The organism is Leptospira idonii (assembly GCF_004770995.1).
In the GTDB taxonomy this organism is placed as follows: Bacteria; Spirochaetota; Leptospiria; order Leptospirales; family Leptospiraceae; genus Leptospira_A; species Leptospira_A idonii.
Genome location: NZ_RQHW01000047.1, coordinates 1 through 25,256, shown reverse-complemented (window position 1 = coordinate 25,256; position 25,256 = coordinate 1). Strand labels below are relative to the sequence as shown.

Below are 25,256 nucleotides of genomic sequence, written 5' to 3'. Positions count from 1 at the left end.
AAAGACCCACCGCAACCCTACTTCTTACTATGAATTTCCTGCAAGGAATTCACGCTAAATCCTTTGTCTTGCATTTCTACGAGCCCGTTGATTAGCGCCTTAGCCGCTTGCGAAGTCGTCAAACATGGCACCTTATACTTGATAGCCGCCTGACGAATCGTAAACGCATTCTCTCGAGTGACGCGGGAAAGTGGAGTGTTGATGATGAGATGAATCTTCTTTTCTTTGATATAATCGATCACGTTCGGGAAATACCCGTCATAGATCTTATTGATTTTGCTCGATAAAATCCCATTATCAGAAAGAAATTTATGAGTTCCTTCCGTTGCGATGATGTTATATCCTAGATTAGAAAGAGATCGAATCGACTCAAGAAGTTCCTTCTTGGTTTTATCGTTGATCGTTACGAACACAGTTCCCAATTTAGGAGGCTCTTCTCCTGCCATGATCTGCGCTTTCACGAAAGCTTCTCCCTTCGAATGAGCAACTCCCATCACTTCGCCTGTGGATCTCATTTCCGGTCCTAGGATCGTATCCACACCAGGGAATTTGCTGAAAGGAAGAACCGCTTCTTTGACTGTGATCATAGGTGCTGAGAATCTTTTGCCCAAATTCAGTTTCGACAAACTTTCACCTAACATAATGCGAACAGCCATTTTAACGACGGGAATTCCGATAGACTTCGCTACGAAAGGAACCGTTCTGGAAGCTCTAGGATTCACTTCCAACACGTACAGTGTCTCATCCTTAATCGCATATTGAATGTTAATCAAACCTTTGACGTTCAGTTCCAAAGCTAATTTATGAGTGGCATCTTCGATTTCTTGAATCATCTTTTGAGAAATCGATTGAGGAGGAAGAACGCATGCCGAGTCACCTGAGTGAATCCCTGCTTCTTCGATGTGTTCCATGATTCCTGCGATGAACACATCTTTTCCGTCGGATAAAGCATCCACATCAACTTCCGTCGCATCCTGCAAAAAGGAATCGATCAAAAGAGGACGGTCTTCGGATACTTCTTCCGCTTCTTCCATATAACGATCCAATTCGGTCTCTTCGTTTACGATCAGCATCGCTCTACCGCCCAAAACGTAGGAAGGTCGAACCAAAACGGGATAGCCGATTTTAGCAGCAATCTCACGAGCTTTCTCTTTGGAAGAAGCCATTCCATTCTCAGGCGAAAGAAGTTTCAATTTGGTCAAAACTTCAGCGAATCGTTTTCTATCCTCAGCTCTATCGATTGAATCAGGGCTTGTTCCTAAAATAGGAACTCCTCTTTTTTCCAGTGCTTTTGCAAGTTTCAAAGGAGTCTGTCCGCCTAACTGGACAATAACGCCTTCAGGCTTTTCCTTCAAACAGATGTTCATCACATCTTCCAAAGAGAGAGGCTCAAAATAAAGACGGTCGGATGTATCGTAATCCGTAGAAACTGTTTCCGGATTCGAATTCACCATAATGGATTCTACCCCGGACTCTTGCAAAGCGAAGGAAGCATGGCAACAGCAATAATCGAATTCGATTCCTTGACCGATTCGGTTCGGACCTCCTCCCAGAATCATCACCTTTCTTTTTGAGGTAACTCCCGATTCGTCCTCATCGTCATAAGAGGAATACATATAAGGAGTGAATGCTTCAAACTCTCCCGCACAGGTATCGATACGTTTGAAAACAGGAGTGATCTTCTTTTCGATCAGATACTTTTCAAGGTTCTCTTCTTCCGTGCGAAGAATCGATTCCACTTTTGCCTTAGTGATATCGATAGCGGCACCGCTTCGAATTTGGGCCCAAACATCGTCTTCCTTAGCGAGGAACGCCAACTGACGATTGGAAAAACCTGCCTTTTTCATTGCAGGAATAAATTCTCTGCCTTCTTCTTTGAAACGTTTCTCCAATCGAAACAATTCTTCGAACTGATACAGGAACCAAGGATCGATTTTACATAGATCATGAATTTCTTCTACGCTGAAACCGTAATTAAAACCCAGTTTAACGTAAAATATGCGTTTGTCGGTTGGTCTTTTGATTTTAGCGGACAACCATTCTTTTTTATCGGAAGCCTTAACGGATTCCCATTCCAAAAGTTCTTTTAAGTATCCGTCACTCCCGAATCCGAAACGATCCGTTTCTAAAGATCTCATCGCTTTTTGAAAACTTTCTTTAAAGTTACGGCCGATTGCCATAGCCTCTCCGACCGCTTTCATCTGAACCCCTAAAGTAGGATCACTTCCAGGAAACTTTTCGAAAGCGAAACGAGGGATTTTAGTGACAACATAATCAATGGAAGGCTCAAAGCTAGCAGGAGTTACACGAGTGATATCGTTTTTGATCTCATCCAAAGTATAACCGATTGAGAGAAGAGCTGCGATTTTTGCGATAGGGAAACCTGTTGCTTTAGAAGCAAGAGCGGAAGAACGAGAAACCCTAGGATTCATCTCGATGACGATGACATCCCCGTTTTCGGGATTGACTGCGAACTGAATGTTCGAGCCGCCCGTTTCTACACCGATCTCTCGGATGATATCGATGGACATATCTCTCAAACGTTGGTATTCTTTATCACTTAATGTTTGTTGTGGGGCAACAGTGATGGAATCTCCCGTATGGACTCCCATCGGATCGATGTTTTCGATGGAACAGATGATGACTACGTTATCGGCTAAATCCCTCATCACTTCCAACTCGAACTCTTTCCATCCCATAACGGATTCCTCAACGAGGATCTGGGAAATAGGAGATGCAGTTAAACCTTTGAGTGCTATCTCTTCGAATTCCGCATCATCATAGCAGGTTCCTCCTCCTGTTCCTCCCAAAGTGAAGGCAGGGCGAATGATGATAGGAAAACCGATTTCCTCTTTTGCCTTTCTGGCAGCTTCCATGTCGGAAACCATAAACGATTTAGCGACACGAATGTCCAATTTCTCCATCGCTTTTTTGAAAAGTTCCCTGTCTTCCGCCTTTCGAATCGCTTCTACTTTGGCACCGATCAATTCCACATTGTATTTTTCTAAGATACCTTCTTTATGTAAGGCGAGGGCCAGATTGAGTGCAGTTTGTCCGCCTACAGTAGGAAGAATCGCATCCGGCTTTTCTTTTTTTATGATTTTTTCAAGAACGGGAACGGTTAAAGGTTCGATATAAGTGGCATCGGCTAACTCAGGATCGGTCATGATCGTTGCAGGATTGGAATTTACCAAAATGACACGGATGCCTTTTTCTCTCAGAGCTTTCGTCGCCTGGGTTCCGGAATAATCGAACTCGCAAGCCTGCCCGATCACAATCGGACCGGAGCCAATAATCAAAATTGAATTTAAGTCACTACGTTTCGGCATATTCTTTCTCTAACATCCTTATTGATCTCAACCTATAAATCCGCATTCCTAAGGCTACCTGGAAGTAAATACTCTCCTGCTTGGTTCGCATTTTCCCATCTTTTTACAAGAGAATATAATTTTTCCTTTAAGGACAATCCGATTGTCCCGGAAGGAAAGATATTTTTGGTATTCAAAGGGTCGTTTTTACGATCGTAAAGCTCGTAAATCACCCCCTTTCTCGTAGGAATGTATATAAACTTATAGCGTGAATTTTGAACTGATCTGTGTTTGGCGAATGCAATCGTTTCTTGGTAGTGCCTGTCAGTGATCATGATTTGAAAGTCTTCTTCCGGAACGACTCTATGCAATTGAAGGATATTCGGATAAGGAATTCTTTGGGATTGAAAAAAATGATCCCCTCTGTCGGAAAACCAAATTCCTGTTTCACTGTATACGACTCTATCTTCTTCCCAATCCTTCTTTCCTAAAACGGATAAAAGAGAAGTTCCCGGAAGAGGATGATCCGGAGAAATATGAAAGTAATCTAAAAATGTAGGATATAGATCTACCGAAGAAGTGACTCCGTAAAAGTCCTTTTCAGGAATTTTCTGATAATCGGTGTTTGACGGGAACTTGATCAAAAGAGGAATTTTTGTCACCGCCTCTCCTCTCAAATGTTCTCCATGACCTTGGCCGTGAATGTCCTCGTATAAGGCTTCCCCGTGATCGGCAGTCAATATGATGATCGATTTATCATACAACCCTGACTCTTTCAAATATTCAATGATCGAACCGAATTCCGAATCGAAAGCGAATACGGAAGAATCGAACAAAGATCTGATTTGATCGATTTCGGTCTCATTCGGTTTTTCAGAAGAAACGGGATCTACGAATTTCAGATATTTGTATTTCCCGTAATAATTAGGATTCGTAAATTTTTTATAATGAGGGTATGCTGGACTGTAAGGGAAATGTACGACACTGGAAAAATAAGTCAGAAAAAAAGGAGAGTCCCCTGCTCTTCTACTCAAGGTTTTTAATCTCTCAACGATTCTTTCCCCGTCACCCCAAGTGGACAGACCGTCCATTTCAGGAATATAATTCCCTCCTCCTGCAAAACTTCCCGTCAACACGGGGAGAAGAAACAATTGAGAATCTACGGTTCTTTGTAAGGTCATCACCCTTGCATTGAAGTTAGGTGCGAATACGGAATCGAAACCGAAGTTGGCTCTAGGAAAAATATCCGCAGCGAAACTTCCCACAGCGAAAGATTGATAACCGATCTTCTTTAACTTTTGTAAAACGGTAGGGAATAAAGAAGAACCGATTCTGGATTGTTCCTCCTTCGAAGGAAACATATCCCGAATCTTATGGTTCATGGAATATTGGCCTGTGAGAAGATCCGCCCAGCTCGGGAAAGTTCTGGGAATGGTAGTATGATGGTCGTGAAACACGAAACTATCTTTTGCAAACTGATCAATGTTAGGAGTGATTTCAGGGTTCCCGGAAACGAATCCCAATTTATCGTAACGAAGAGAGTCCGCAGAAATCAAAAAGATAGGAGGTTTGCCCTTTTCCTCTTTTGCGAAAAATCCGTAAAAAGAATCGAAGAGTCTCGGAAAAAATAAAATCAAAACGGAAACAAAGATCGAAAGCAGATAACTTCGATAGTGAATATTACCATGTCTGGAGTAAAAAAGAAGAAACAGGGAAAAATAAACCAAAGAAAGATAAAGTAAACCGAACTGATGCAGAACAAATACGATCAAAAAGTGCAGAATATGGAATAAGGATTCTTTTCTTTTTTTCTTCCAAAACTTTCCGATGAAAATTCCCAACTGAATGCTGAAGATACAAAAGATGAAAATTTGAAAGAAGAGAGGAGAAAAATGATCCGTTAAAAAAAACAAAAATGGAGAGAAGGAAACATATCTATAGAAGAAAAATTCGCCGTATATTTGAGGATACAAAACGAACGAATGGCAGAGTCCCAAGAGATCCACAGCCAAAAGATACGCTAAAAGAAGTTTTAATTTTGTCTTTTCCGAGAAGGAGGAAACGGAATGCAAAGCCAGATAAAAAACACTTCCCGCTCCCAGATGAAATACCAACGAAGAGGCGAAAACAGTGAAACTAGAAGTGAGATACACTCCGAAAAAATCGCCTAAGTATTGTTTCAAGACGTCGGAAATATCGACGCCCATCAAAGTGAAAGAAGTGTTAAAAACTAAAAAGAATAGGTAAAAAAAAACAGTGTAGCCTAAGATGGCGACAAAGACGCTTCGGGGAAATTTTGGGGCTGGAATTTCTTCCATTGGAGTCATAATTCCAAGCCCCTCTAATCCGTAAACTTTTCCTAAGATTCTCCTTCGGAAATCTGCAAACTCTCCACCGGCAATTCCGCAAAAGTTTCCGGGGAATACATCGCCTCAATTCTGGTCGGAGGTAGGACGAATTCTCCCGGATGATTCAATTGGATCGTATATTCCGTAACGAAATTCCCCTGAGGCAGATACTCATAATAGGCCCTGTAGTGGGAAAAGGAACGTTCCTCGAAACTAGGGGAAAAATCCTGTTCCTGGGAGATTTTCCCCGCAAGGATTTTGGATTCTCTTCCCAAACCCCTTCCGATATGCAGGGAACCGGGAGGAAGAGGATCTTCCAATACCACCCATGTTTTGTCGGAATCGGCGGTGATCTCCAGACGGATCTTTAGAATATCCCCTTTGGTCCATTTTCCGCTCACCTTACGTTGGATAGGCTCTATCGTTCTTTTGATACGATAACCGCTGAACAATGCTTCTTTGAGAGGGATTTTGGATTTGGATTCCCATTGGATCCAAGGTTTTCCCTTGCCGTTATAGTTGATAGAAACGTTCTTTTGTTCTGGCTGGACGGAAATCGAAACCGAATTTTTAGAGTTTACATTCGGATCGATCTTAAATTCGGATTTACCGTCGTTTACGGAAACAAGTCCCCCTGTGACTTTTTCGGATTCCATAATTTTACCGACTCTTTCTGCAACTAACACTCCATACGCATTCCCAAGAGTGGTGTCCCATTTGCCCGACCTCTGTTTTTTCAAAAATCCTTTGATGAGTTTAGGCATATCCTTTTTATAACTTGAATCGTATAAAGTCCAAAGAACCAGTTTGGCCATAGTATAATCTTTTGAACCCAAAATCCACCAAGGGTTGGCGAAATTGGAATCGGCAATGACAAGTTCCGTTCCCTGTAAATTCAACCTGGATCGTAAAACATTTGCTAAACGGGATTTGACTTTAGGATCCATTCCTACGACTACATTTGAAATCTCGGACAAACTTATGATGGATGCAGTGGGAAGCAGCTCTAAGTTTTTATAAACCGGACTGACATAGTCCCAATCTAAAGTTTCGTATATGGCTAATGCTTCGATCACTATGATCTTTCTTATTATCGCATCCGCTCCGAAACTCCAAGGTTCCCCCGGAATTTTTCCGTCCACATATCCCCTCAAGGCCTCAGTCATCCTGGTAACCGAGTCTCCGTTTAAAGAAACTCCCGCAAGTCTGGATGTGATAAGAACGTAAGCGGTAAGAACTTCGCTCCCTCTTTCCATTTTAGGAAAATATTTCACCAAACCGTAAGAATCAAGATAAGCACCTAACTCAGAATCTACGGATTGCCATAAGGCGGAACTTTTTAAACCGACCGCTTTGGAAACTCTTTGCTCCATACAATCGTAAGGATAAGCAAGGAAATAAGATTCAACGGATTTCATTCCTCCCAAAAGACTAGGGACAGCAGTGAGCTTCCAACTGCTTGAATTAGGAATCGAATCAGAAGGAGCTTGTAACGTTTCAGAAACGGGATTCTCCCATTGATAGAGCCCCGCCTGATACACTCTTTCCGAAAGAAGAGGAATTACTTTTTGGTCATTGGTGAGTCGATCGACCGCCGCCCCGCTTTCATTTTTAGCTTCAAAGCTGAGGATTCTTGCTTCCACATCATTCGGAACCTTAATGTTCCAGGAAACGGAAGCGGTGGAATTCGGAGCCAAACGAACGGATTTTTCCGGAAGATTCAGATTGAGTTTAGGACGAGAAGAATCTTTATTCGTATCCGTAATCTGAAGATTCAGCTTTAATGATTGTTCTACGGAAGTTGAATTACGTAACGAATATTCGTGAAGAACCAAATCCCCTTCCCGAACCACAGGAGGGATGCCTGCAAATGTCTGCACATCTTGAGTCGTTTGAATGGAGGAAAATCCGGTTCCGAATTCCTGAACTCCCGCGCTGGCCACTGCAACCACTCGGAAAGATGTCAAAGAATCGTTCAAAGGAAAACGAATATTAGCCTTTCCTTCTTTATCCAAAACAATTTTCCCTTTCCAATACAACAAAGTGTTGAATAGATTTCGAGTGGGGTTCTTTCCCCCTCCTCCTCCGGTAGGTCTGGCCTTGAGACCGAAGTGCCTTCTTCCGATCACCTGACTTTGTCCAGTCGAAGTAGACACATCCAATCCTCTGGTTCCCATCATCGCATCCAATAATTTCCAGGTAGGATTCGGAGAAAGTTCCAATAGAGCCTCATCCACCACAGCTACCAAAACTTCTCCTCCTGCTTCGGGAGGTTTTCCGTTTTTATCCTTCACCTGGATGTTCGCAGTGACTACTTCTCTTACCTTATAATCGGATTGATTCGTTTTTATATTTACGGACAATTCGTACGGTTTCCATCCTACCTTGATAGGAACGATACCTAATCGGAAAGAAGGCCTTGCCAAGTCGATCATTGCGGTAGGTTTCGGATCACCAACCCTTCCCCGAATCAAAAGAACCGAAATATATACATTAGGTGCATATTCCTTTTTGATGGGAAGGGAAACGACAGGCTCTTTTCCTGAAACATTCTGTACGAAAGAATCGATGACTCCTTCCCTTTCTACAGTCACCAAAGCCGTTCCTTCCCGGAAAGGAGAACGGATTTGAATCTTCAAAGTATCTCCGATTTCCGTACTTCTTTTTTCGGGCAAAATGTCCATACGGTTGTGATCCGTAGCTTCGAACCAGGAATCCTCAGAAGATGCCACCCAAATGCTGTATACGGAATTGGTTTGGTTTCCTTTATCATCTTCGGCTTCGGCGCTGAAAATGATCTCACCTGTTTCAGGAGCTTTTCCTTCGCAAAATAAAATTCCTTTATCGTTGGTTTTGCCGGAGCAGTACACTCCCAAATCCTTTACTTCTCTGAAATGATCGTAAGCGTAGTATCCGCCGACTAACCTGCGTCTATTGGAATAAAAACTTCTGGAATATGCCTTAACATTGATTTTTTGATTTTTTTTAGGTTCGTTCTTAAGATCCAAAGCGAGTATCTGCATCTCCACCTTGTCTTTGGAAAAGAACCACCCTTTCGGTTGGATTCCCAAATGAAGATTCGATTGGTGGACGGGAAAACTTCTATAAGTGGTTTGAATTTCACCGGAAGGATCCAGATACTCCATCTCCACTTCCAAAGAGGAATCGGTAAGAACGGGCTTTAAATTTTCGAAAGTAAAACTTCCGAAGCCTTTCTCATCTAACTTTAATTTTTCGCCCTGGAACAGTTTGGAGTCTACGGAAGAGCCGGAATCTTCTTCCGACTCTTCTCCCGTTTTATGCCTTCCCACTGTGATTTGTTCCGGATTAAAACTGAAAGAGGAGTATTCCTCCGAAGGAGACCAAAACCTAGGAGAAACCTGGCCTCGAATCTGGACAGGGAAAGAAGACGCACCTCCACCGGATAGATACTGCAATCCTAAATCTACCTTCGCTTTTTTAGGAGAAACCAAATAAACGGCTCCGTCCGCAAGTTGGATATTTCCCTTTAACACAGGCAGACGAAATTCTTCCACCCGGAAATTTCCTACAACCGCCCCGTAACCGATCTCTTCTTCCGAATAAGGGTAAAGTATTTTATAAGTACCTAATTTTGCCGTCTTAGGAATGTTAAATTCGGATTCAGTAGAACCTGGAAAAGACCAAACCAAAGGAGTTATGAAATTTTCACCGGAACCTTCATGTTGAATCACTACTTTTTTAGGATAGGTTTTCGGATCCGAGGCAGTCAAACCTTGGCCGCCATGACCTCGCCTAAAATGTTTTAGATGGACTGTTTCTCCCGCTTTGAATAAGGTTCTGTCCAAAACTACGGATTGTATTTCTTCCCCTCCCCCGTATAAGGAAGAAGGAAGATTAAACCTCCAAGATTCGATCCCCGAGTCCCAGGCAGAAGAAGTGAAACTGATATCTTCTCCTTTTTGAGCAAAAACGGTAAGACCGTTTCCTAATTCATGATACCCGCAATAAGGAACTTCGGAATTACTTATTTTTCCGAACTTCACAGTCCCTTCTTTTCCTGTAACACCCGTTCCCCGAACAACACCTTTACAGTCTACTATCTTCACCAAAACGCCAGACTCAGGAACGGCTTTGTCCAAAGAAGTCACCCAAACTAAGCTTGAGTCCTTGCCCCATTTGAAATGAACGGAAAGATTCGTAACCAAAGCCGCAGCGGAAACATACATTTTTCCCTTTTTTTCAAGCAGGCTGGCGCCTAACGTATCACTGGCAAATTCCACAACATAGAATCCCGGTTTTTCCAAAGGAATTCCCACAACTTCCATCGGCTTTTTGCCGTTCGGTTTGGGAAAGTTCAAAGAAACAGGAGCATTGGAGCCGATTTTGGTGGCAAAAATACTTTTTTCTCTTTCCGTCTTAGCAAGCACGGAGAACCATTTTTGAATTTCGGAAGGATCCAAAGTTTTTTGTGTGCTCCCCGAAACATTCAGACTCACTGTTTTCAAAGGAATTTGTGCATCTAAATTTCGTAAGGTGACAGGAATGGCGGGATTCGCATTCGCCTCCAAAATTCCGAACTTAGCAGGAAATTTCACCAAAGGAGGAAACTCTCCCGTTTTGACCGTTAAAGGAAAGTTAGCTGCATTTACCAATTTGCGGCCTGTTTCATCCTGCAATGAGTCAGGGATGCGAACGATAAATTCAGAATTTTCAGGAAAGGGACCGGGAAAACTTAAAGAATAAGAACTGTTCTCTTTATCCTGTTTCGTGGCTTCATTCAGTTGAGAAGGATATTCTTTTCCTTCTTTAGAGATAAGAGTGATTTTGGCAAGATCGGAATGAATGACAGGAGAACTGAAATTCACACTGAGAGGAAGGATAGGAATACAATTCGCTTTCGCATTGACTCTTTCACAGGAAAAATTGGCGGAAAAAGCGGGTCTCACTTTAAAATCATATAACTGATCTTCTGCGAGCTCTCCCCCCCATTCGGAACGAACTCCCTTCCCCCAAACCAATCGAATGTTTTTATCGGGAAGGAAAATTTGTTTCGCACGAACTAGAATCAAATTTTCTTCATCTTCATAACCGGATGCTTTCAATATTTCTTTTCTGTCTTTTCCTTCTACGATCTCAAGAGGGATGCGGTTGGAAAGCTCCTGAACCGAAAAATAAGCGAACTTATGCACGGAAGAAGGCTCCGGTTTCGCATCCAGATGCAGCATAAAAACTTGATCTTCTTCTATAGAATTTCCTGAATAAGGAGACGAGTATTGAACGGAAGGTCCTCCCGTATCGAAAACGAAATTTTTATCTCCGCTTAACGTTTGTCCATCGATGGTCTTCAAGGAATCGGAAAGTTTGAATTCACATTTCACTCCCCCTGGAAGTTCTTTTTCGAATTCATACACCCAAGTAAAGGAATCGATCCATCTGGCTTTTCCCGCAAGAGGGCAGCTGATTTTAAAAATATCCTCTTTCGGTCTGGGATCTCCCAAGGAAACCATCGGTTGGGAAAAACGAACTTGAACTTGTTTTGTGAGTTTAACGGAACCTTGAGGAGAAAAAAGTTCCACGTAAGGAGGAGCATTCTGGGAAAAAAAACTCGTTTGGGTCCATAAAATTGAAAACAGAAGAAATAAAGACCAGCGCTTACGAAATATCATAATTAGAAAAGGAATGCGGATCTAAGGGAAAAAGGGAAAGAAAAAAAAGAAAATCAGGGATATTGACCCCTCCCTGCGGGTAAAATAAGGAGAAACATCTATGAACAATCTTTAGACGGAAATCGATTGCAAAGGGTTCTCAAATTTCTTCCGAAAAGGGCAGAAGTTTTTTACGGAAAGCGAAACCAGCCCAAATCAAAATCAGAAAGCCCAAACTTCCCAAAGACCAAACTCCTTTGGTTTTGATTTCATCCTCCCCCCAAGGTTTCCAAAGCAGATAAAGAGCACCGGAAACAGGGGAAATTCCTACACGGTTTTTGGGATCGGAATCCCAAACGGATTCCTTCATCACATTTCCCCCCTTGGCAAATTCGGAAAAAAGACAACCGGAACCGATCGCAGACATACAAAGAGCATAAAGGGAAAGATCCCGGTTCGGATCGGACTTGGAGCGGATGGGAACGAATCGAAATTGAAAGTTCGGCCCGTAATGTTTGGCTCCTCCCCTATTTCGAACAACGATAGGAGCTTGGAAACTTCCCTCTTCATCCACTTTCAATTGAAAGTCTTTTAGAAAGATAAACTTAAACTCGGAATATTTGGTTACGTTCTCAGGAGAAATCTCAGTAGCGACAGTCGTTTTGGTCATATAACCGAAGTAATCTCCCAAAAACAGAATCGACAAACCTCCTCCCAAAAGAGAAAGAAAGACGGAAATCAATATCACATAACCCAGCTTAGAGATTAAAAAAATTCCGAAAAAAAGAAGAGGCAGAAATAAAATGACAAGCGCCCAGACGGAAACGGAAAAAGGAAGATAAGCTCCGAAGGGAAGTAAAGATGCTGCAAAGCCCAGAATGATGAGAAACCCTACCCAAAATACGAAAGTAGCTTTCGGATCCGGATTCTGCGGATTAGGCCGTTTTCTGCGGGGAGACTCTACAAAACCTAAAATCATCCTTTAGTATTCCTTCACTTTAAATTCGCTTCGGATCAAATTCCAGTATCTATCCGCTTTTTCTTTTTCCGATTCAGGATAGGAAAGAGAAAGAAAAAAACCGAGAGGCGCCTTATAGAAATAATATTCTTTCATTTGATAATACGATATATTGCCGGTTTCATCAACAGATTTCCACCTGCTAGTGTAATCTCCGTTCTCCGGGCTTCGAACAAAAGCGGTATCCTGCATTTTTCCCTGAGACAATCCCCTTTCCTTGTCCCAAAATCGGAAATAATCTTTGGCGGTTCTTAGCCTCGGAGCGGAGTCGAAAGTGGTTCCGATGGAAAATAAAATTTTTCTAGGAGTTTTGGAAGTGATTCCCGATTCCTGAAGGACCATCGCTTCCTGCATATCATCCCAGTCTTCCGAACGAAGAGGAGCCAAAAATTCAACGAAACGAACCAAACGAAAGCTAAATGATGAATTCGACTTTAGATACCCGGATGGTTTTCGAAAGAGACCTTCGTAACGAAGAGTATTGGGAACGGACACTCTGTAACGAAATGTTTCCGACTCCAAAACCAAATTCCCCAAAGAAGAAGATCCTCCCTCATAACATCCATAAGGTTCTGAAACGAGAAAGATATCTTCCACTTTATCTGAGTATCGATTGATCAGACGGTTCAAAAGAGAATTGGCTTCGTTCGCCCAAACGGGAGAAAATGATTTTTCCTTTTCCTCATGCAGCCTTCTGCAAAGCCCGATGCTTTTTCCCAAAAAAATAGCATCATTATTTCTTCCCGCATCCGCAAGAGCTTCCATTTCTCTGACCGCCAAATCTGCATCTTCCAAAATGGGATATTCGCGATGATAATCGTTGTCGATCGTATAACGAATCCTCATGGAAGGATACACATGATAATTTCTTCCGAAGCCGTCTTGTTTGAGTTGGGTCTTAGCGATTTCACGGGAAGAGGAAAGAAAACGATGGTAACTTCTTTTTTCCTCCTCTTCCGAATCGGAGATCCAAGGCCTTTGCAAAAGAGGATCCACGATGAGTTCCGGTTCGGAAAAACCGGGAGCTATCGCAAAAAAAGAAAACAGTACAAGCAAGAAAAACAGATCTTGCCTGAACATACGACTACACCTTATATTTGGATTGGATGAAATTCAAAGCCATAGTGAAGATGCGAGTGAATTCCTTCTTATGGGATTCATCGTTCACTCTGGACAAAATCCCTTTCAAGGTCATTTGAACCGACTCGTAATTGGGAACATCGAAAAAAGCTTTTTGAATGTGAGGCCAAGCCATTCTCACCAAATTCACAAAGTCGGGAGAACCTTTTTTCAATTCTACGATGGCTCGATCCAAAGTCATTTTCACGATTTGGAAATTTTTGATTTTGATCTGTAGGATTTCCAAGGTCTGCAATTGAAACTGAGTTTTGGAAATAATATTTTGATAAAAAGAATTCCAATCCACCGGCTCGTTCTTCTGTTCTTTCAAAATTTGAGTCCGGAAAGAAATCACAGTTTTCACTAATTCGGATTGAGCCTTGAGCCAGTTTTGATAACCAGCCTGATCGCCTTTCTGTTGATAAGCGGTGATCGTCTGTATAAGTTCCACAAACTCTCGGATGGAATAAGCTTTTACCGATTCCAAAAACGGATCGGAAACAATTTCCGGTTCGTCCTGAACAGGTTCTTCTATGTCGAAATCCGCCATCAGATCCTCTGGGATCTCAGGACTTTGTGAAGAGGGGCTGGAGGAATAAGAAGATTCTTCTTCGAAATCCAAATCTTCGATTTCGTAATCGTCTTTTTTAGGCTGGTTCGGAGCAGGAGGTTCCGGTTCTGCGGATTCATCCACGGGAGGTCCGATATGAATCTCTAACGGTTGTCCTGTGAGAGTGTCTCCGAATGTTTCAATGATTTCCAAAAGAATGGATTTTTCCTTCACAGGGATTAATGTTTTTTTCACAGGAGGGGGCGGAGGAGCATTTGCCTGTGCCAGAGCTTCTGACAAAGAATGAGAAGCTGCAGGATCCCCGGAAGCAGTAGGTGCGGCGACAGCCAATGCGGCTCTTGCGGATTCTGCCATCAACCCTTGCGGTTCGGTGATTTCTCCCGTTTTGGTATTTTCCAAAACGATCAATATTCCCCTTTCCGCAAAACGAGTGTCAGCAGGAAAAACGAATTTTAACTTTTCTATGATTTCTTCAGTGATTCGATCGTATCTCTGTTCGGGAGCATTGTTGATTTTTTCTATTTCCTGAGATTTCAGTTTTTCCTGAACTTTTGCCAAAACCTCTATGAAGTTGGTATTGAGGTAATTGGAAATCTCTGACTGAGGAACACCTAACATTGTGGAGAACTGAGGAAGGTTCTCGAAAAAATGATCCGTCTTTTTGATGTTGGCGGTCATGTAGCCCTTGACCGACTTGGTCACTGCTTCGATTTGTGCAGGATCCATCTTTTTCGCTTTGAGCAGCTTTTTGAAAATATCGATATGTGCGTGGAAGTACGATAAAAATTCACCATAGGCAGTGAATTCATACTCGCCTTGTCCTTTTTTCTCAAGAACCTTCTTTGCTGCTTCTGCCATATGGGGAGATTCATCCAAATCGTACTTAAAACGGACTAGGTCAAGAGTTTTACGATACGATTGACGAAAAGGCGACCCAACCAAAATCTTGAAATATGAATCGTGTTCTTAAGATCCTAGTTCTTTCTTGTTTGGTGTTCGTTTTCTTCCAATGTCAAAAAAGGGAAGACAAAACGATCGAAAAGAACCTCCTCACTTTTCTCATTTCCTGCAACGGTGGCTCCCTACAAGCCTGCCAATCACAGTGTGCGGCTGCTTATCCGGTGGTAACAGGGGAAAATTTTCCTGCAGTCTCCGCCTGCCAAACCAACTGCAGCACAAACTGCAATCTTTCCACTGTCTATCTTTTGATCACAGCAAAGTAGCGAATTTAATGACGAGGCCTATTCCGAATAGGCCAAAAGCGAGGCGGCAACAATCCCTGCCGTCTCCGTTCTAAGCACCCCACCTTCCAAACGAAAACGAGGAATCTTCTCCTTTTCCATCCACGCAATCTCATCCGAATGGAATCCTCCCTCCGGACCGATCAAAGGAATGCGGTCTCTAAAGTCCCCCACCTTATAACTTACATTAGAGTATGGATCCAATACAGCGATTTTTTCCCTGTGTTTCTCCATCCATGTAAGAGATTCTTCGATGGAAAGTTCCAATAGAAAGTTTTGTTTGGATTGAGAAGCAGCTTCTTTGACGATTTTTTTAGCTCTTTCTAAATTGAATTCTTTTCGAATGGAATGACGAAATACGCAGAAAACCACTTCGGTGATTCCTATCTCCGTCGCCTTTCCGATAAAAAAATCGAGCCTGTTTCCCTTAGGAAGAGCGATTGCGATTTTTTTAGGGCGAATCGGCAGGATTAACTCTTGTTTTGCGACAAAGGTAATATCTTTTTTACCGGGAATAAAATCGTATAGAAAGGAAAGACCTTTCCCGTCCCTGATTTCAACCAGGCAGCTTTCCTTATCCAAACGAAGAGCCTTTAAATGACTCAGCTCTTCTGTCGTTAAACGAATATTTGGTGAGAACTCGAAATTTTCCCGAAAAAGAAGAAGGTCTGAACCCTTCATCGACTCAGGTTATCTACCGCAAAAAGAGAGGCGTCCGGAGCGACCGATTTATCCACTTCCTGGATTTCCCAGACGGTGATACTACCTGTATTCAAATCGAGCATCTCCCAGCGGGAAGCCTTTTCCACTTCATCCACCTTGCCCGGTTCCTTGATTTTGATAGGACCGTATTTTAAGTTCAATGTTTTGAATAAAATACCGTCACGGTCATGAAAGTCGATGCGGTAGGGTTTCAGATCTTTTTTGCCGATGAGCAAAACCAGTTTTTTATAAAAATAAGGAAGGATCGGTTTTAAGGAAACTCGATAGTAAGATTGTCCTGAAATTTCAAGATCTCCGTTCACCAAAGGATTGTAATTCGCCTGATACGAATAACCGGAAAGATCCACATAGAAAAAACCGGTTCCCATCAACGCTTCGTATTTTTCATCGTCCGTCTTTTTGAATAGTTTTGCGGACAAAACATTGAAGAAAAAAATATTTTCCCCTTCGTCTTTTGTGAGAAGCTTCGCTTCCAACCCTCTTCCCTTTCTATCGAAAAGATAAAGAGCGTCGTCTCCGTTGAAGAACCGATTGATTTTCCATGTTTCGGACTGGCCGTTTCTGCGAATGAGAACGTAAGTTCCCTTCACTAAACCTTTTCCGTAGTCCAACTCTCTGTCCAATCTGGCCAAAAGTTCCTGAGCGGACAAAGCATCCTCTTTCCCCTGTGCAGAGAGAGAAAGAGGCAAACACATAACTATAATGAGTTTCAGTAATAAATTTCGCATGTTTTATATTTCGTTTATTCCACGCGCATGGACGGTTTTGTGTAAGAATACAATCCGTGCACTGAGCCTTGTGCCTGTGCGGACTCGGTTCTTCTTTCAAAACGAAGTTTACCTTGTCTGAGGGCTTGGTGCAAGTCGGATATATTCTTAAATCCCATATCTTGAAAGGATTGTTTCAAACCTTGTATGAGATAAGGAATCAAATTGAGTACGGAACCTTTGTCTACTACGTAACCGGAAACTCCTTGAGCCACTTTGATCTTTTGGGATTCGGAGAAATATCTTTTGTCCCCCCCTTTGTTCATCGCTTCCATACTCGCCATTCCTCTATAACGTTTCAGGCGAATTCCGTTTTCGTAAAAGTATTCTCCGGGAGCTTCTTTGGTTCCCGCAAACATGGAACCCATCATACACATGGAAGCACCGATCGCAAGCGCGTTGGCAATGTCTCCTATGTTTGAGATTCCTCCGTCTGCAATCACAGGCACTCCATGTTTGGATGCATAGTGTGCCGTTTTAAAAACGGCAGTGGCTTGCGCTCTACCCACAGCCATCGTATCTTGAGTGATACAGATGGAACCAGGACCCATACCGATTCTAAGACCGTCCGCACCTGCAGCAATTAGGTTGGCCGCTTGTCCTTGGGTCACTACGTTTCCTGCGATGACATCAATGGCGGGATAATTCTTTTTAATGAATTGAATCATCTCGATTTGGTAAGATGAGTTTCCTTGTGCGGAATCGATGATGATCACATCCACACCGATTTGAGAAAGAGCTGCGATTCTTTCTTTGGATTCAGGAAGTGTAGAAAGAGCCGCACCGACTCTCAATCTTTTGGAATCGTCTTTAGAAGCATGAGGAAATTCTTTGTTTTTCTTCAGATCGCTTCTGCAAATCAAAGCCACCAACTTTCCTTGTTTGTCGACGATGGGAAGTTTTCCTTTTTTACTGGTTCTAAGGATGTCGTTTGCTTCTTTGAGGCTGATCCCTTCCTGAGCAGTGATGAGTTCTTTCGTCATCACCTTACCCAGCTTAATTCTTCTGTCCTGTTCGAAATCGACGTCTCTGTTTGTGACGATTCCAACAAGTTTGGAATTAGGGGTTCCGTCTTCCGTAATAGGGATACCACTAAACCCGTGTTTTTCTTTCACTGCGTCCAAATCGTCCAGGATGTGTTCAGGGGAAAGAAGGATAGGGTCTTTGATGAATCCGTTTTCGAATCGTTTTACCTTTCTTACCTGATCCACCTGCTCTTCGATAGAATTATTATAATGGATGATTCCGATTCCTCCCATCAATGCTTGAGCGATGGCCATATCGGACTCGGTTACAGTGTCCATAGGGGAACTCATAATGGGTCGTTTCAAAATAATATTGCGTGAAAGTTTGGTATCTAGTTCGACATCACTTGGATTGAAGTCGATGTAACCCGGCAGAACCAAAAAGTCCCTGTAGGTTAGGCCCATATTGACCGAAAAGAGCTCTTCTCCGCTGACTCCGTCCAAGAGTTCGGTCCCTGGTTGGGGGTGATTTGACATAATTATCCTTCCTTTTTCTACTTTAAGGTAGAAAACTCTGCTTGCAAGAGAATTTCAGAAGTTTTCCGTCCGATAATAGAGTCATACTAGCAAAAGCTATGGAAACAATTGAACGTACGAAACGCTCCCTAGACGTTTTTTCTGACAAAGAGAAAAAACTGCACGTACTCACCAAATTCCTCCTCAACCAAGAGCTGAACATCAAGGATTCGGAAGCCCCGGGAGAGGTATGTTTTCTCAAAAAAGTCGCCGGAGATGGTACAAAAATCCTCGTAGGGGTTAGGCCTACGACTACCCTGTTTGTGGGGCAAAAATTAGTACTCTACAAAATCTTGGGTCGTTACCTTCATTTGGAATGTACCGTCGAACAAGAAAAAGGCGAATCTCAATACGTCCTTACATTAGACAAGATCGCCATCGCAAAAAAAGACAGGGAAAGCACAAGAATTTCGGTGCAACCCGGTTCCGTCTGGATCACGAACATCATTTCCAGCAAAGCGAAAATCGAAACGGACATGTTCCACGTCCCTACTGCAGTAAAAGTGAATTTTCAAGATTATGAAAACAAACTGAGGGATAAATGCGACTTCATCAAAATCTCCAATTTCACTTCGGAAGACAACGAAAAACTAAGACGCGTTAAACAATCGAAAAAAGCGCTTCTTTTGGAAGATACTCAAAACCCCGAATCTTACGAAAACGCTCCTACGGAAGACTTCCTCGTTTATGTGGACGACATCGATCACGAATTTCAAACGGAGATGAACCGCTTCCGCAATCAGAAAATTATTTCTGAACTCATCATACCTGTGCTTTATCTCAACGACGAGGACGAATCCATCCCCATCGGATACATTCAGATGCAAAGTAAGTCTGAAAAATTCGATCTCATCAAAGCGATGGAAACCAAAACGATCGCTTTCGAAATGGTGGATCGAATTCGTCATTCCAACATGATCAAAACCGACGGAAAATTTCCTGTGATCGATATCTCGGAAGGCGGACTCAAGGTAAAGGTAGACCACCCGGAACTCATCCAAAGTTTACCTAAACTCACAGGGTTTCACTTCGACATCTTTTTCAAAATGCAGTCTCCTTTGACAGCATTCGGAATGATCCGTTCCATCCAAAAAGACCAGGAAGGCCACCTAACAGTCGGTTTATCCTTAGCAGGTCACTCTTCCAGACAAGGAGAGAAAAAAAGATTTTTGGAGAACGTAGAGATTATGAGAAAACAATCGGGTAAAGTTTAAACTTCCCCGTAACCCAATACTTCCAAAGACCATTGTCTTTCTCTTTCTCTGGAAGAGAAAGACACAGCCTCAGGATCCGCTTTTTCCTTCAGATCGTTCCAATCTTTAGAATCGAAATCTTTTCCTATGATGTATGCGAAAGGAAGTTCGATTCCTAAATCTTCCGCATGAGAAAGCGCTTCTTTCATCGATTGTTCTTGATAAAGTAAAAATGCGGAATTGTTTCCATGTTTGCGAACCCAATCTTTCCGGATGGAACTTCCATTGGAAAGAAGAACCACCATTCTGTGCTGCATATTCTCTTCCCTATGAGCAAGAGCTCTGGAAAGATAACTGGCAGGAAGGCTCGTCATCGTTTTGAAGATTCTTTGTAAAAAAACATCGGACAGAGGTTTTCCTGTTTTAAAAACGAAATCGATCGTACAATAGGGATCCGTTTCCAATCGGTTTCTCATCAGGTCGGAAATGAGATCCGATTTAGTTTCGAAATCTTCGGAATGAAACCAAACGCTATGATGCCTGGAAAGAGGAGTCTTCACCAAAGACTTGTTCTCTGATGCGGACTTTCGGTCCAAATCCAAATCGATCCGGTCGTTTCCTCCGGGAATCGCTTCGCATAAAAAAGAACGAGGGAACTCATCCAACCTTCTGTCCAGAAGGTCTTCCGCTAAAAACAAACTCTCTTTCAATTGATCTTCCGTAAAATTAGGAGTGCGGATCACCCGATAAGGAGGAGTCATTAGATATTCCAAACCTTCTTTCTCAGCGTCTTTGCGCATTGCGGTTCCGGGGAGAACGGAAAGAGGAAACGCCTGCACCCATTCACCTAATCCATGTTCTAAGAAAAAATGGATACCCCTTTCCACATCATCAGGAGTGTCCCCGGGAAGACCGATGATGAGATCCAATAGAAGATCGATCCCTTCCCCCGCCAGAATTTTAGCTACCTCTGCGACTTTCTCAGGATCTCCGTAACGTTTGACCCGTTTCAAAGTTTCCTTATTCACGGACTGCATTCCCAATTCGATTCGATTGAATCCTGCTTTTTTCAATTTGCCTGCAAGCTTAGGAGTCACTCCTTCCGATCTGAGTTCTGCAAACATGGACATCTGTCCGTCAGAATTCACTTCTGCGATTGCATCCAAAAAAGCTTCGAAGCCGGGACGATGGTTAAAGGTAGGATCCAAAAAAACGAGTTCTTTGGCGCCTTGTTCCTTCAAACTGCTGATGAGTTTGATCGTCTCTTCTATATTTAGAGTTCTTAAATTCTGAGAGGATTTAGGGTAAAAACAATAAGTGCATTGGGACTTACATCCTCTTATTGTTTCCAAATAAGTGGATCGTTTCGGATCGACGGACAAAAACCCTGTCGTATAAGGGGAAGGAAAATCGGTCAGAGGGAAATTGGCGCTTAACTCTTGTGAGAAGTTCCCCATCTCCCCGCTTTCTTTTCTATAGGCGATGTTTTCAATATCAGTCAGTGGAGATTTTTCCACAAGAGCGGTCATCAATTTACGGAAGGAATGTTCCGCCTCACCGCTGACGGCGATATCGTATCCTGTTTCTTTCAGAATGAAAGGATTGTCGTGATTTACTTCCGGCCCGCCGATGAGGATCTTCGTTTTAGGGGATTTTTTTTTGATTTCTTTTGCCAAATGAAGGCTTCTTTCCGTATTCCATAGATATAAAGAAAGACCGACAAACTCAGGTTCGCTGGATGCGACATGAGAAGACAATTCTTCATCTCCCATCCGATCCGTGATTTCGGGAGAAACCACTTCCGCACGCAAAGATTTTAATTTTCCCTCCCCTTGTTCCAAAGAACTGGCTAAACTTCCCGCCGCCAAAGGGACATTCCCTGTCGCAGCGTAATAGGAAGGAGGAGGAACTGGAAGTTGTATGAGTTTGATCCGGGCCAAAAAATCCTCTATTCACCATGAGAATAGAGAAATGAAGAAAGGCAAAAACTTTACCTAACGAGAAACGACTATATCGATAAAGAGAATTAAATTTTCGCCGAAACCCCTGGAAAAAGTCCGAAGCATCAGTTTTTCAGAAATGTCATGGTAGATGGGAGAAATGGTCCAAGGATCGATACTGGTTCTGGCTTTGTGAATGTGCTCGAAAAAATAAGGTCTCCAAGACCAGTTTTTTCCCAGATAAGAGTAATCTGCGACCATTCCTTTTTTTGCCACCTGCACATAATTCGGCGAAATCTGAAATCCCAAAGGATTCGTGATGTACATTCGGAAAAAATCAGAGTCTTTGGATATCTCAGCTTGACTTTGTCCCGTCCATTCCCAAACACCATCCTGGTTGTCGAACCCGAGAGTGATATCGGAAAGTTTTTTCTTCCATTTGGTTTCCCAATCAATTTCTTCTGTCATTTCCGAACTTTTGCGAGAGTGAAAGTATTCCAGCGATTTACTCATCTCAGAGCGAAACGCAAACCTCTTCGCAAAATCAAACTCAGGTTTTGCGAAGTAATAACCTTGTATGTATCTGGCTCCGTAATTCAAGGAATTGTAAAGTTCGTCGTTCGTTTCGATTCCTTCGAACAGAAGAGAACTTCCCAAAGATTCCCCCAATCGGGAAAGATTCAAAAGGATCTCTTTAAAATTACGAGAGAATGTGGATCGTCTGAGCATCTGCAGATCCACCTTGATGATTTCAGGATGATAAAGACCGATTCGATCCAAATTGGAAGCTTCAGAACCGGCATCATCCACTGCGATGCTGAATCCTTCGTTTCTGTACAAATTCAAAATAGGTTTTAATACTTCCAGATTGTGTTCGAAACGTTCTTCCGTGATTTCAATGATGATGCGTGTAGGATCAATTCCAAGTTCTCTCACCTTCTTGATGGTAAAAGGAAGTTTCGAAGGAAAACTATGCAGAAAATCATACATCAAATGAGGAGAAACATTGATGAATAGTTTCGTTTCAGGAGGAGCCTCTTCCTTGAATTTTTTCAAAGCAAGATAACGAATTTCCCGATCCACTTTCTTTTTGATCCGAAACAAATCACTTGTTCGGTTGGAAAATTCTCCGGAGTTTCTTGCCTCATCCATTGCTAGAAAAAAAGGACCGAGAGACACCAAACCTTCATTTGTCTGTAATCTACCTAACACTTCGTAGCCGAAGACTCCCGTCGATTCGGAGGAAAGTATAGGCTGAAACACCGGCACAAGATTCCCTAAGCCCAGCCAGCTTTCCCACTCCTCCGTTTGTTTCCGATTCCTCTCTTGCAAAATCATCTCTTTCTGTACAATTCTTATGCAAGAAGAGTACCACTCATGTCTTGTAGCGGAGATCCGGTCGTTTTGTATAAAATTTAGACAATTAGGAAAATCGATAGAATCAAAAAATGCAATTTGCTTACAAATAGAACAAAAATAAAAAAATCAGGGAAAAACGAATCGGATTCAGGATGATTTTTCTCTTTTCTCAAAGAAAAAACGAATAGATAGTACAATTCAATGCACAAAACATTCAATGATTCAAATATTAGAATGAAGGTATGAGGAAAAAATGGAAAAGGAAGGGAAGAAATTTCGGAAACCCAATCCAGAGAGAGGGTTTCCCGAAACAGATATTATTTAATATCTCTAGAACGTTGTTTTAATGCTTCATCAAGAACCGCTTTTTTAGAAGGCTTTGGTTCTTGTAATTTTTGCACTTCTTGTTGAGTAGGTTGTTGAACTTCTTTAGATGCGCAATTTACCAAAAAGAATGCAAACAATGCAACTAGAAGAGATAATGAGATTTTTTTCATTTTAGGCTCCTTCATCTAATTTTTTGCCCTGCATAAAAAAGTCGAGTAAAAATTACAAGCAGTTCTCTAATCTGGTTTTATGAGCAAATGGAAGGGCTTTTTTGTATTTGAAGGGATAGACGGCTCAGGAAAAACGACCGTCTCCAAACGAATCGCCGAAAGATTAAAAGAAAAAAATCAATCAGTAGTGTGGCACAGAGAACCCACGGACGGAAATTACGGTAAAAAGATACGATCTTTTCTTTCCGGCCAAGCGACACTCTCTCCCAAAGAACAGTTGGAGTTATTTGTTTTGGACAGAATCGAATCCGTAAATTCTGTCATCCTTCCTCATCTAGAAAAAGGTTCTCTCATCATACAAGATAGATACTATTATTCCACAGCAGCCTACCAAGGAGGAAAGGATCTATCCGCAGAAGAGATTCTTTCTCTCAATGAAAACAAAGGATTTCCTAAGCCCACACAAGTGTTTTTTTTAGACCTAACACCGGAAGAGGCGAAGGAACGCCGCAAATACAGAGGGGGAACCGAAGAGGCGTTCGACGAAGACAAAGAACAAAATCGAATCTATGCCAATTACATGAAGATCCTACCGGAGAATACTGTCTTTTTAGATGCCACTCAATCGATTAAATCCCTGTTAGATGCCATTCAGGAAATCATTGAGGGAGAGATTCGTTCCTAGCTCTCGTTCGTCCAGGACTTCCTGTCATGACGAACGAGCTTCGGCCTTCCCTGGCCTTCGCCACCGCTAGAAACTCTCTCTCCCGATTAAGAGTCATTATATGAACATTCTATTTTATCTTAAGGGCGCCTCGAATGCAATCGATCGCAGTAATTCTATCGTCAGCACGAACCGGCTCTTCGCTCCAATCAAACGAAACAATTTTTCCTAGGCAACGAAACGGACTTCTTGCGGTGACGGAGGCAAGGATGCCGGAGTTCGGGAGTCGAAACAGGAGGTTTCGCGACCGAGAGCCTGAAGTCCGTTTCGTTTGGATTTACGCTTCGATCCGATGGCGCTGGAATAGATTTTTCAATGACTATAATCCTACTCATTCTATCTATTTCCATTCATTATAAACATAGAAACCTAGTTATAGAAAATCTTTTCCTTAGAACTCAGCTTACTTCCTACAAAAGGAAATCCAAGATTTTTCAACCCTACCCTTCAGATAAAATCAAATTAATTGCACTCTCTTTTCTTTTACCTTCCTGGAAATCTTCCCTGATACTTGTTCAACCTGGCACACTGCTCCTTTGGAGAAAACAAATGTTCAAGCTCTTCTGGAAACTTCTATCTAAAAGAAAAAAGCCTGGCAGACCTAATACTCCTTGGATTTTGATCAAACTTATACGAAAGATTGCAAAAGAAAACAAAGTCTGGGGAGCCACCAAACTACATGGGATTCTATTAAAGCTTGGTTTCGTCATCTCAGAACGAACTGTATCCAAATATATTCCCAAAAAACCTCACAACCCAAGAGATAGAATCAATTGTACACATTATGCTTGTGATCGGATTTTCGTTTATCGCTGCTCGCGTTTTTTTTGCCTCTTCCTTTCCCTTATAGTCCGTAATCATTAAGTCGAGATTCGTTCCTAGCTCAATTTCTCTGTGCCTCCTTGCACAGAAGAAATTGCTTCGGCCATCCTTGGCCTTCGCCACCGCTAGAAACTCTCTCTCCCGGTTATGAATAGATAACATACATCTTACCTAGGTTTGTTGGGCGCATCTCCCGGCTCTCAGTCGACGACAACGCTCCTTCGATCCGGTGCGCGGGGGAAATTGATTTTAATTTATCTAATATTTCTTTAAATAGTCTTCCCAGTCATTAGGAAATCTTTGTTTCGCCCGATTTTTTGCACCTAACGGAATTGGCGTTGACCAATAATCGATTCCATTCTTCTTTAAAAACTCAATTACTTGTGCTAGTATAGTATTCACCTGACAGTTTCGTAAAGAAGCAGTGGTCAGACCTCTTCTAATTGGGAAAATGATTT

General features: G+C 42.3%; 16 protein-coding genes. 3 read left to right on the top strand and 13 right to left on the bottom strand.

Going from position 1 to position 25,256, the window contains the following annotated elements; translation table 11 throughout:
• Positions 1-17: 17 nt before the first annotated feature.
• From carB to EHS15_RS11960, 6 genes are all read right to left on the bottom strand, one after another.
• A complete protein-coding gene (carB, locus tag EHS15_RS11985; RefSeq protein ID WP_135760818.1) occupies positions 18-3,329 on the bottom strand; it encodes a carbamoyl-phosphate synthase large subunit in 3,312 nt (1,103 codons plus the stop codon).
• 32 nt (positions 3,330-3,361) lie between these two features.
• Positions 3,362-5,626, bottom strand: a complete 2,265-nt coding sequence (locus tag EHS15_RS11980; protein ID WP_135760817.1) for a sulfatase family protein — start codon at positions 5,624-5,626, stop codon at positions 3,362-3,364.
• A gap of 41 nt (positions 5,627-5,667) precedes the next feature.
• Positions 5,668-11,214 carry an alpha-2-macroglobulin family protein gene (locus EHS15_RS11975; RefSeq protein WP_246052124.1) on the bottom strand — a complete coding sequence of 1,849 codons (5,547 nt, stop codon included), beginning with the start codon at positions 11,212-11,214 and terminating at the stop codon, positions 5,668-5,670.
• A gap of 229 nt (positions 11,215-11,443) precedes the next feature.
• Positions 11,444-12,262, bottom strand: a complete 819-nt coding sequence (locus EHS15_RS11970) for a hypothetical protein (RefSeq protein WP_135760815.1) — start codon at positions 12,260-12,262, stop codon at positions 11,444-11,446.
• Between the two features lie 3 nt (positions 12,263-12,265).
• Positions 12,266-13,381 carry an LIC10775 family protein gene (locus EHS15_RS11965; RefSeq protein WP_135760814.1) on the bottom strand — a complete coding sequence of 372 codons (1,116 nt, stop codon included), beginning with the start codon at positions 13,379-13,381 and terminating at the stop codon, positions 12,266-12,268.
• 4 nt (positions 13,382-13,385) lie between these two features.
• Positions 13,386-14,849 (bottom strand): hypothetical protein, encoded by a 1,464-nt coding sequence (locus EHS15_RS11960; RefSeq protein WP_135760813.1) that lies wholly within the window; start codon positions 14,847-14,849, stop codon positions 13,386-13,388.
• 95 nt (positions 14,850-14,944) lie between these two features.
• Here EHS15_RS11960 and EHS15_RS11955 point away from each other — a divergent pair, with 95 nt between their 5' ends.
• A complete protein-coding gene (locus EHS15_RS11955) occupies positions 14,945-15,214 on the top strand; it encodes a hypothetical protein (RefSeq protein ID WP_210416344.1) in 270 nt (89 codons plus the stop codon).
• 18 nt (positions 15,215-15,232) lie between these two features.
• Here the strand turns inward: EHS15_RS11955 and EHS15_RS11950 are convergent, their stop codons facing one another.
• The 3 genes from EHS15_RS11950 to guaB are packed head-to-tail and all read right to left on the bottom strand — an operon-like array spanning position 15,233 to position 18,224.
• Positions 15,233-15,913 carry a 16S rRNA (uracil(1498)-N(3))-methyltransferase gene (locus EHS15_RS11950; protein WP_135760812.1) on the bottom strand — a complete coding sequence of 227 codons (681 nt, stop codon included), beginning with the start codon at positions 15,911-15,913 and terminating at the stop codon, positions 15,233-15,235.
• Positions 15,910-16,683 (bottom strand): outer membrane lipoprotein-sorting protein, encoded by a 774-nt coding sequence (locus EHS15_RS11945; protein WP_210416343.1) that lies wholly within the window; start codon positions 16,681-16,683, stop codon positions 15,910-15,912. The genes EHS15_RS11950 and EHS15_RS11945 overlap by 4 nt, the downstream gene beginning before the upstream one ends.
• A gap of 14 nt (positions 16,684-16,697) precedes the next feature.
• Positions 16,698-18,224, bottom strand: coding sequence for an IMP dehydrogenase (gene guaB / locus EHS15_RS11940; protein WP_135760811.1), 1,527 nt, complete (start codon positions 18,222-18,224; stop codon positions 16,698-16,700).
• Between the two features lie 98 nt (positions 18,225-18,322).
• On the opposite strand from guaB, the gene EHS15_RS11935 reads away from it, so the two are divergent.
• Entirely contained in the window at positions 18,323-19,477 is a 1,155-nt protein-coding gene (locus EHS15_RS11935; protein ID WP_135760810.1) for a DUF1577 domain-containing protein, read from the top strand.
• Here the strand turns inward: EHS15_RS11935 and EHS15_RS11930 are convergent.
• The 3 genes from EHS15_RS11930 to EHS15_RS11920 form a co-directional block, all read right to left on the bottom strand.
• Complete coding sequence (locus EHS15_RS11930) at positions 19,474-21,396, bottom strand: B12-binding domain-containing radical SAM protein (RefSeq protein ID WP_135760809.1); 1,923 nt, start codon at positions 21,394-21,396, stop codon at positions 19,474-19,476. The genes EHS15_RS11935 and EHS15_RS11930 overlap by 4 nt on opposite strands.
• Before the next feature lie 54 nt (positions 21,397-21,450).
• A complete protein-coding gene (locus tag EHS15_RS11925; RefSeq protein WP_135760808.1) occupies positions 21,451-22,734 on the bottom strand; it encodes an EAL domain-containing protein in 1,284 nt (427 codons plus the stop codon).
• 338 nt (positions 22,735-23,072) lie between these two features.
• The gene (locus EHS15_RS11920; RefSeq protein WP_135760807.1) at positions 23,073-23,252 is read right to left on the bottom strand and encodes a hypothetical protein; all 180 of its coding nucleotides are present in this window, start codon (positions 23,250-23,252) and stop codon (positions 23,073-23,075) included.
• 79 nt (positions 23,253-23,331) lie between these two features.
• Between EHS15_RS11920 and tmk the strand changes: the two genes are divergently transcribed.
• Positions 23,332-23,937 carry a dTMP kinase gene (tmk, locus tag EHS15_RS11915; protein ID WP_135760806.1) on the top strand — a complete coding sequence of 202 codons (606 nt, stop codon included), beginning with the start codon at positions 23,332-23,334 and terminating at the stop codon, positions 23,935-23,937.
• A gap of 1,119 nt (positions 23,938-25,056) precedes the next feature.
• On the opposite strand, the gene EHS15_RS19255 is transcribed toward tmk, so the two are convergent.
• The coding region (locus EHS15_RS19255; RefSeq protein WP_210416342.1) for a hypothetical protein at positions 25,057-25,256 on the bottom strand (200 nt) is incomplete at its 5' end.

Coding starts and splice junctions, on each gene's coding strand:
- carB (WP_135760818.1), bottom strand. CDS start 3,329: ATGCCGAAACGTAGTGACTTAAATTCAATTTTGATTATTGGCTCCGGT.
- EHS15_RS11980 (WP_135760817.1), bottom strand. CDS start 5,626: ATGGAAGAAATTCCAGCCCCAAAATTTCCCCGAAGCGTCTTTGTCGCC.
- EHS15_RS11970 (WP_135760815.1), bottom strand. CDS start 12,262: ATGATTTTAGGTTTTGTAGAGTCTCCCCGCAGAAAACGGCCTAATCCG.
- EHS15_RS11965 (WP_135760814.1), bottom strand. CDS start 13,381: ATGTTCAGGCAAGATCTGTTTTTCTTGCTTGTACTGTTTTCTTTTTTT.
- EHS15_RS11960 (WP_135760813.1), bottom strand. CDS start 14,849: ATGGCAGAAGCAGCAAAGAAGGTTCTTGAGAAAAAAGGACAAGGCGAG.
- EHS15_RS11955 (WP_210416344.1), top strand. CDS start 14,945: ATGAATCGTGTTCTTAAGATCCTAGTTCTTTCTTGTTTGGTGTTCGTT.
- EHS15_RS11950 (WP_135760812.1), bottom strand. CDS start 15,913: ATGAAGGGTTCAGACCTTCTTCTTTTTCGGGAAAATTTCGAGTTCTCA.
- EHS15_RS11945 (WP_210416343.1), bottom strand. CDS start 16,683: ATGCGAAATTTATTACTGAAACTCATTATAGTTATGTGTTTGCCTCTT.
- guaB (WP_135760811.1), bottom strand. CDS start 18,224: ATGTCAAATCACCCCCAACCAGGGACCGAACTCTTGGACGGAGTCAGC.
- EHS15_RS11935 (WP_135760810.1), top strand. CDS start 18,323: ATGGAAACAATTGAACGTACGAAACGCTCCCTAGACGTTTTTTCTGAC.
- EHS15_RS11925 (WP_135760808.1), bottom strand. CDS start 22,734: ATGATTTTGCAAGAGAGGAATCGGAAACAAACGGAGGAGTGGGAAAGC.
- EHS15_RS11920 (WP_135760807.1), bottom strand. CDS start 23,252: ATGAAAAAAATCTCATTATCTCTTCTAGTTGCATTGTTTGCATTCTTT.
- tmk (WP_135760806.1), top strand. CDS start 23,332: ATGAGCAAATGGAAGGGCTTTTTTGTATTTGAAGGGATAGACGGCTCA.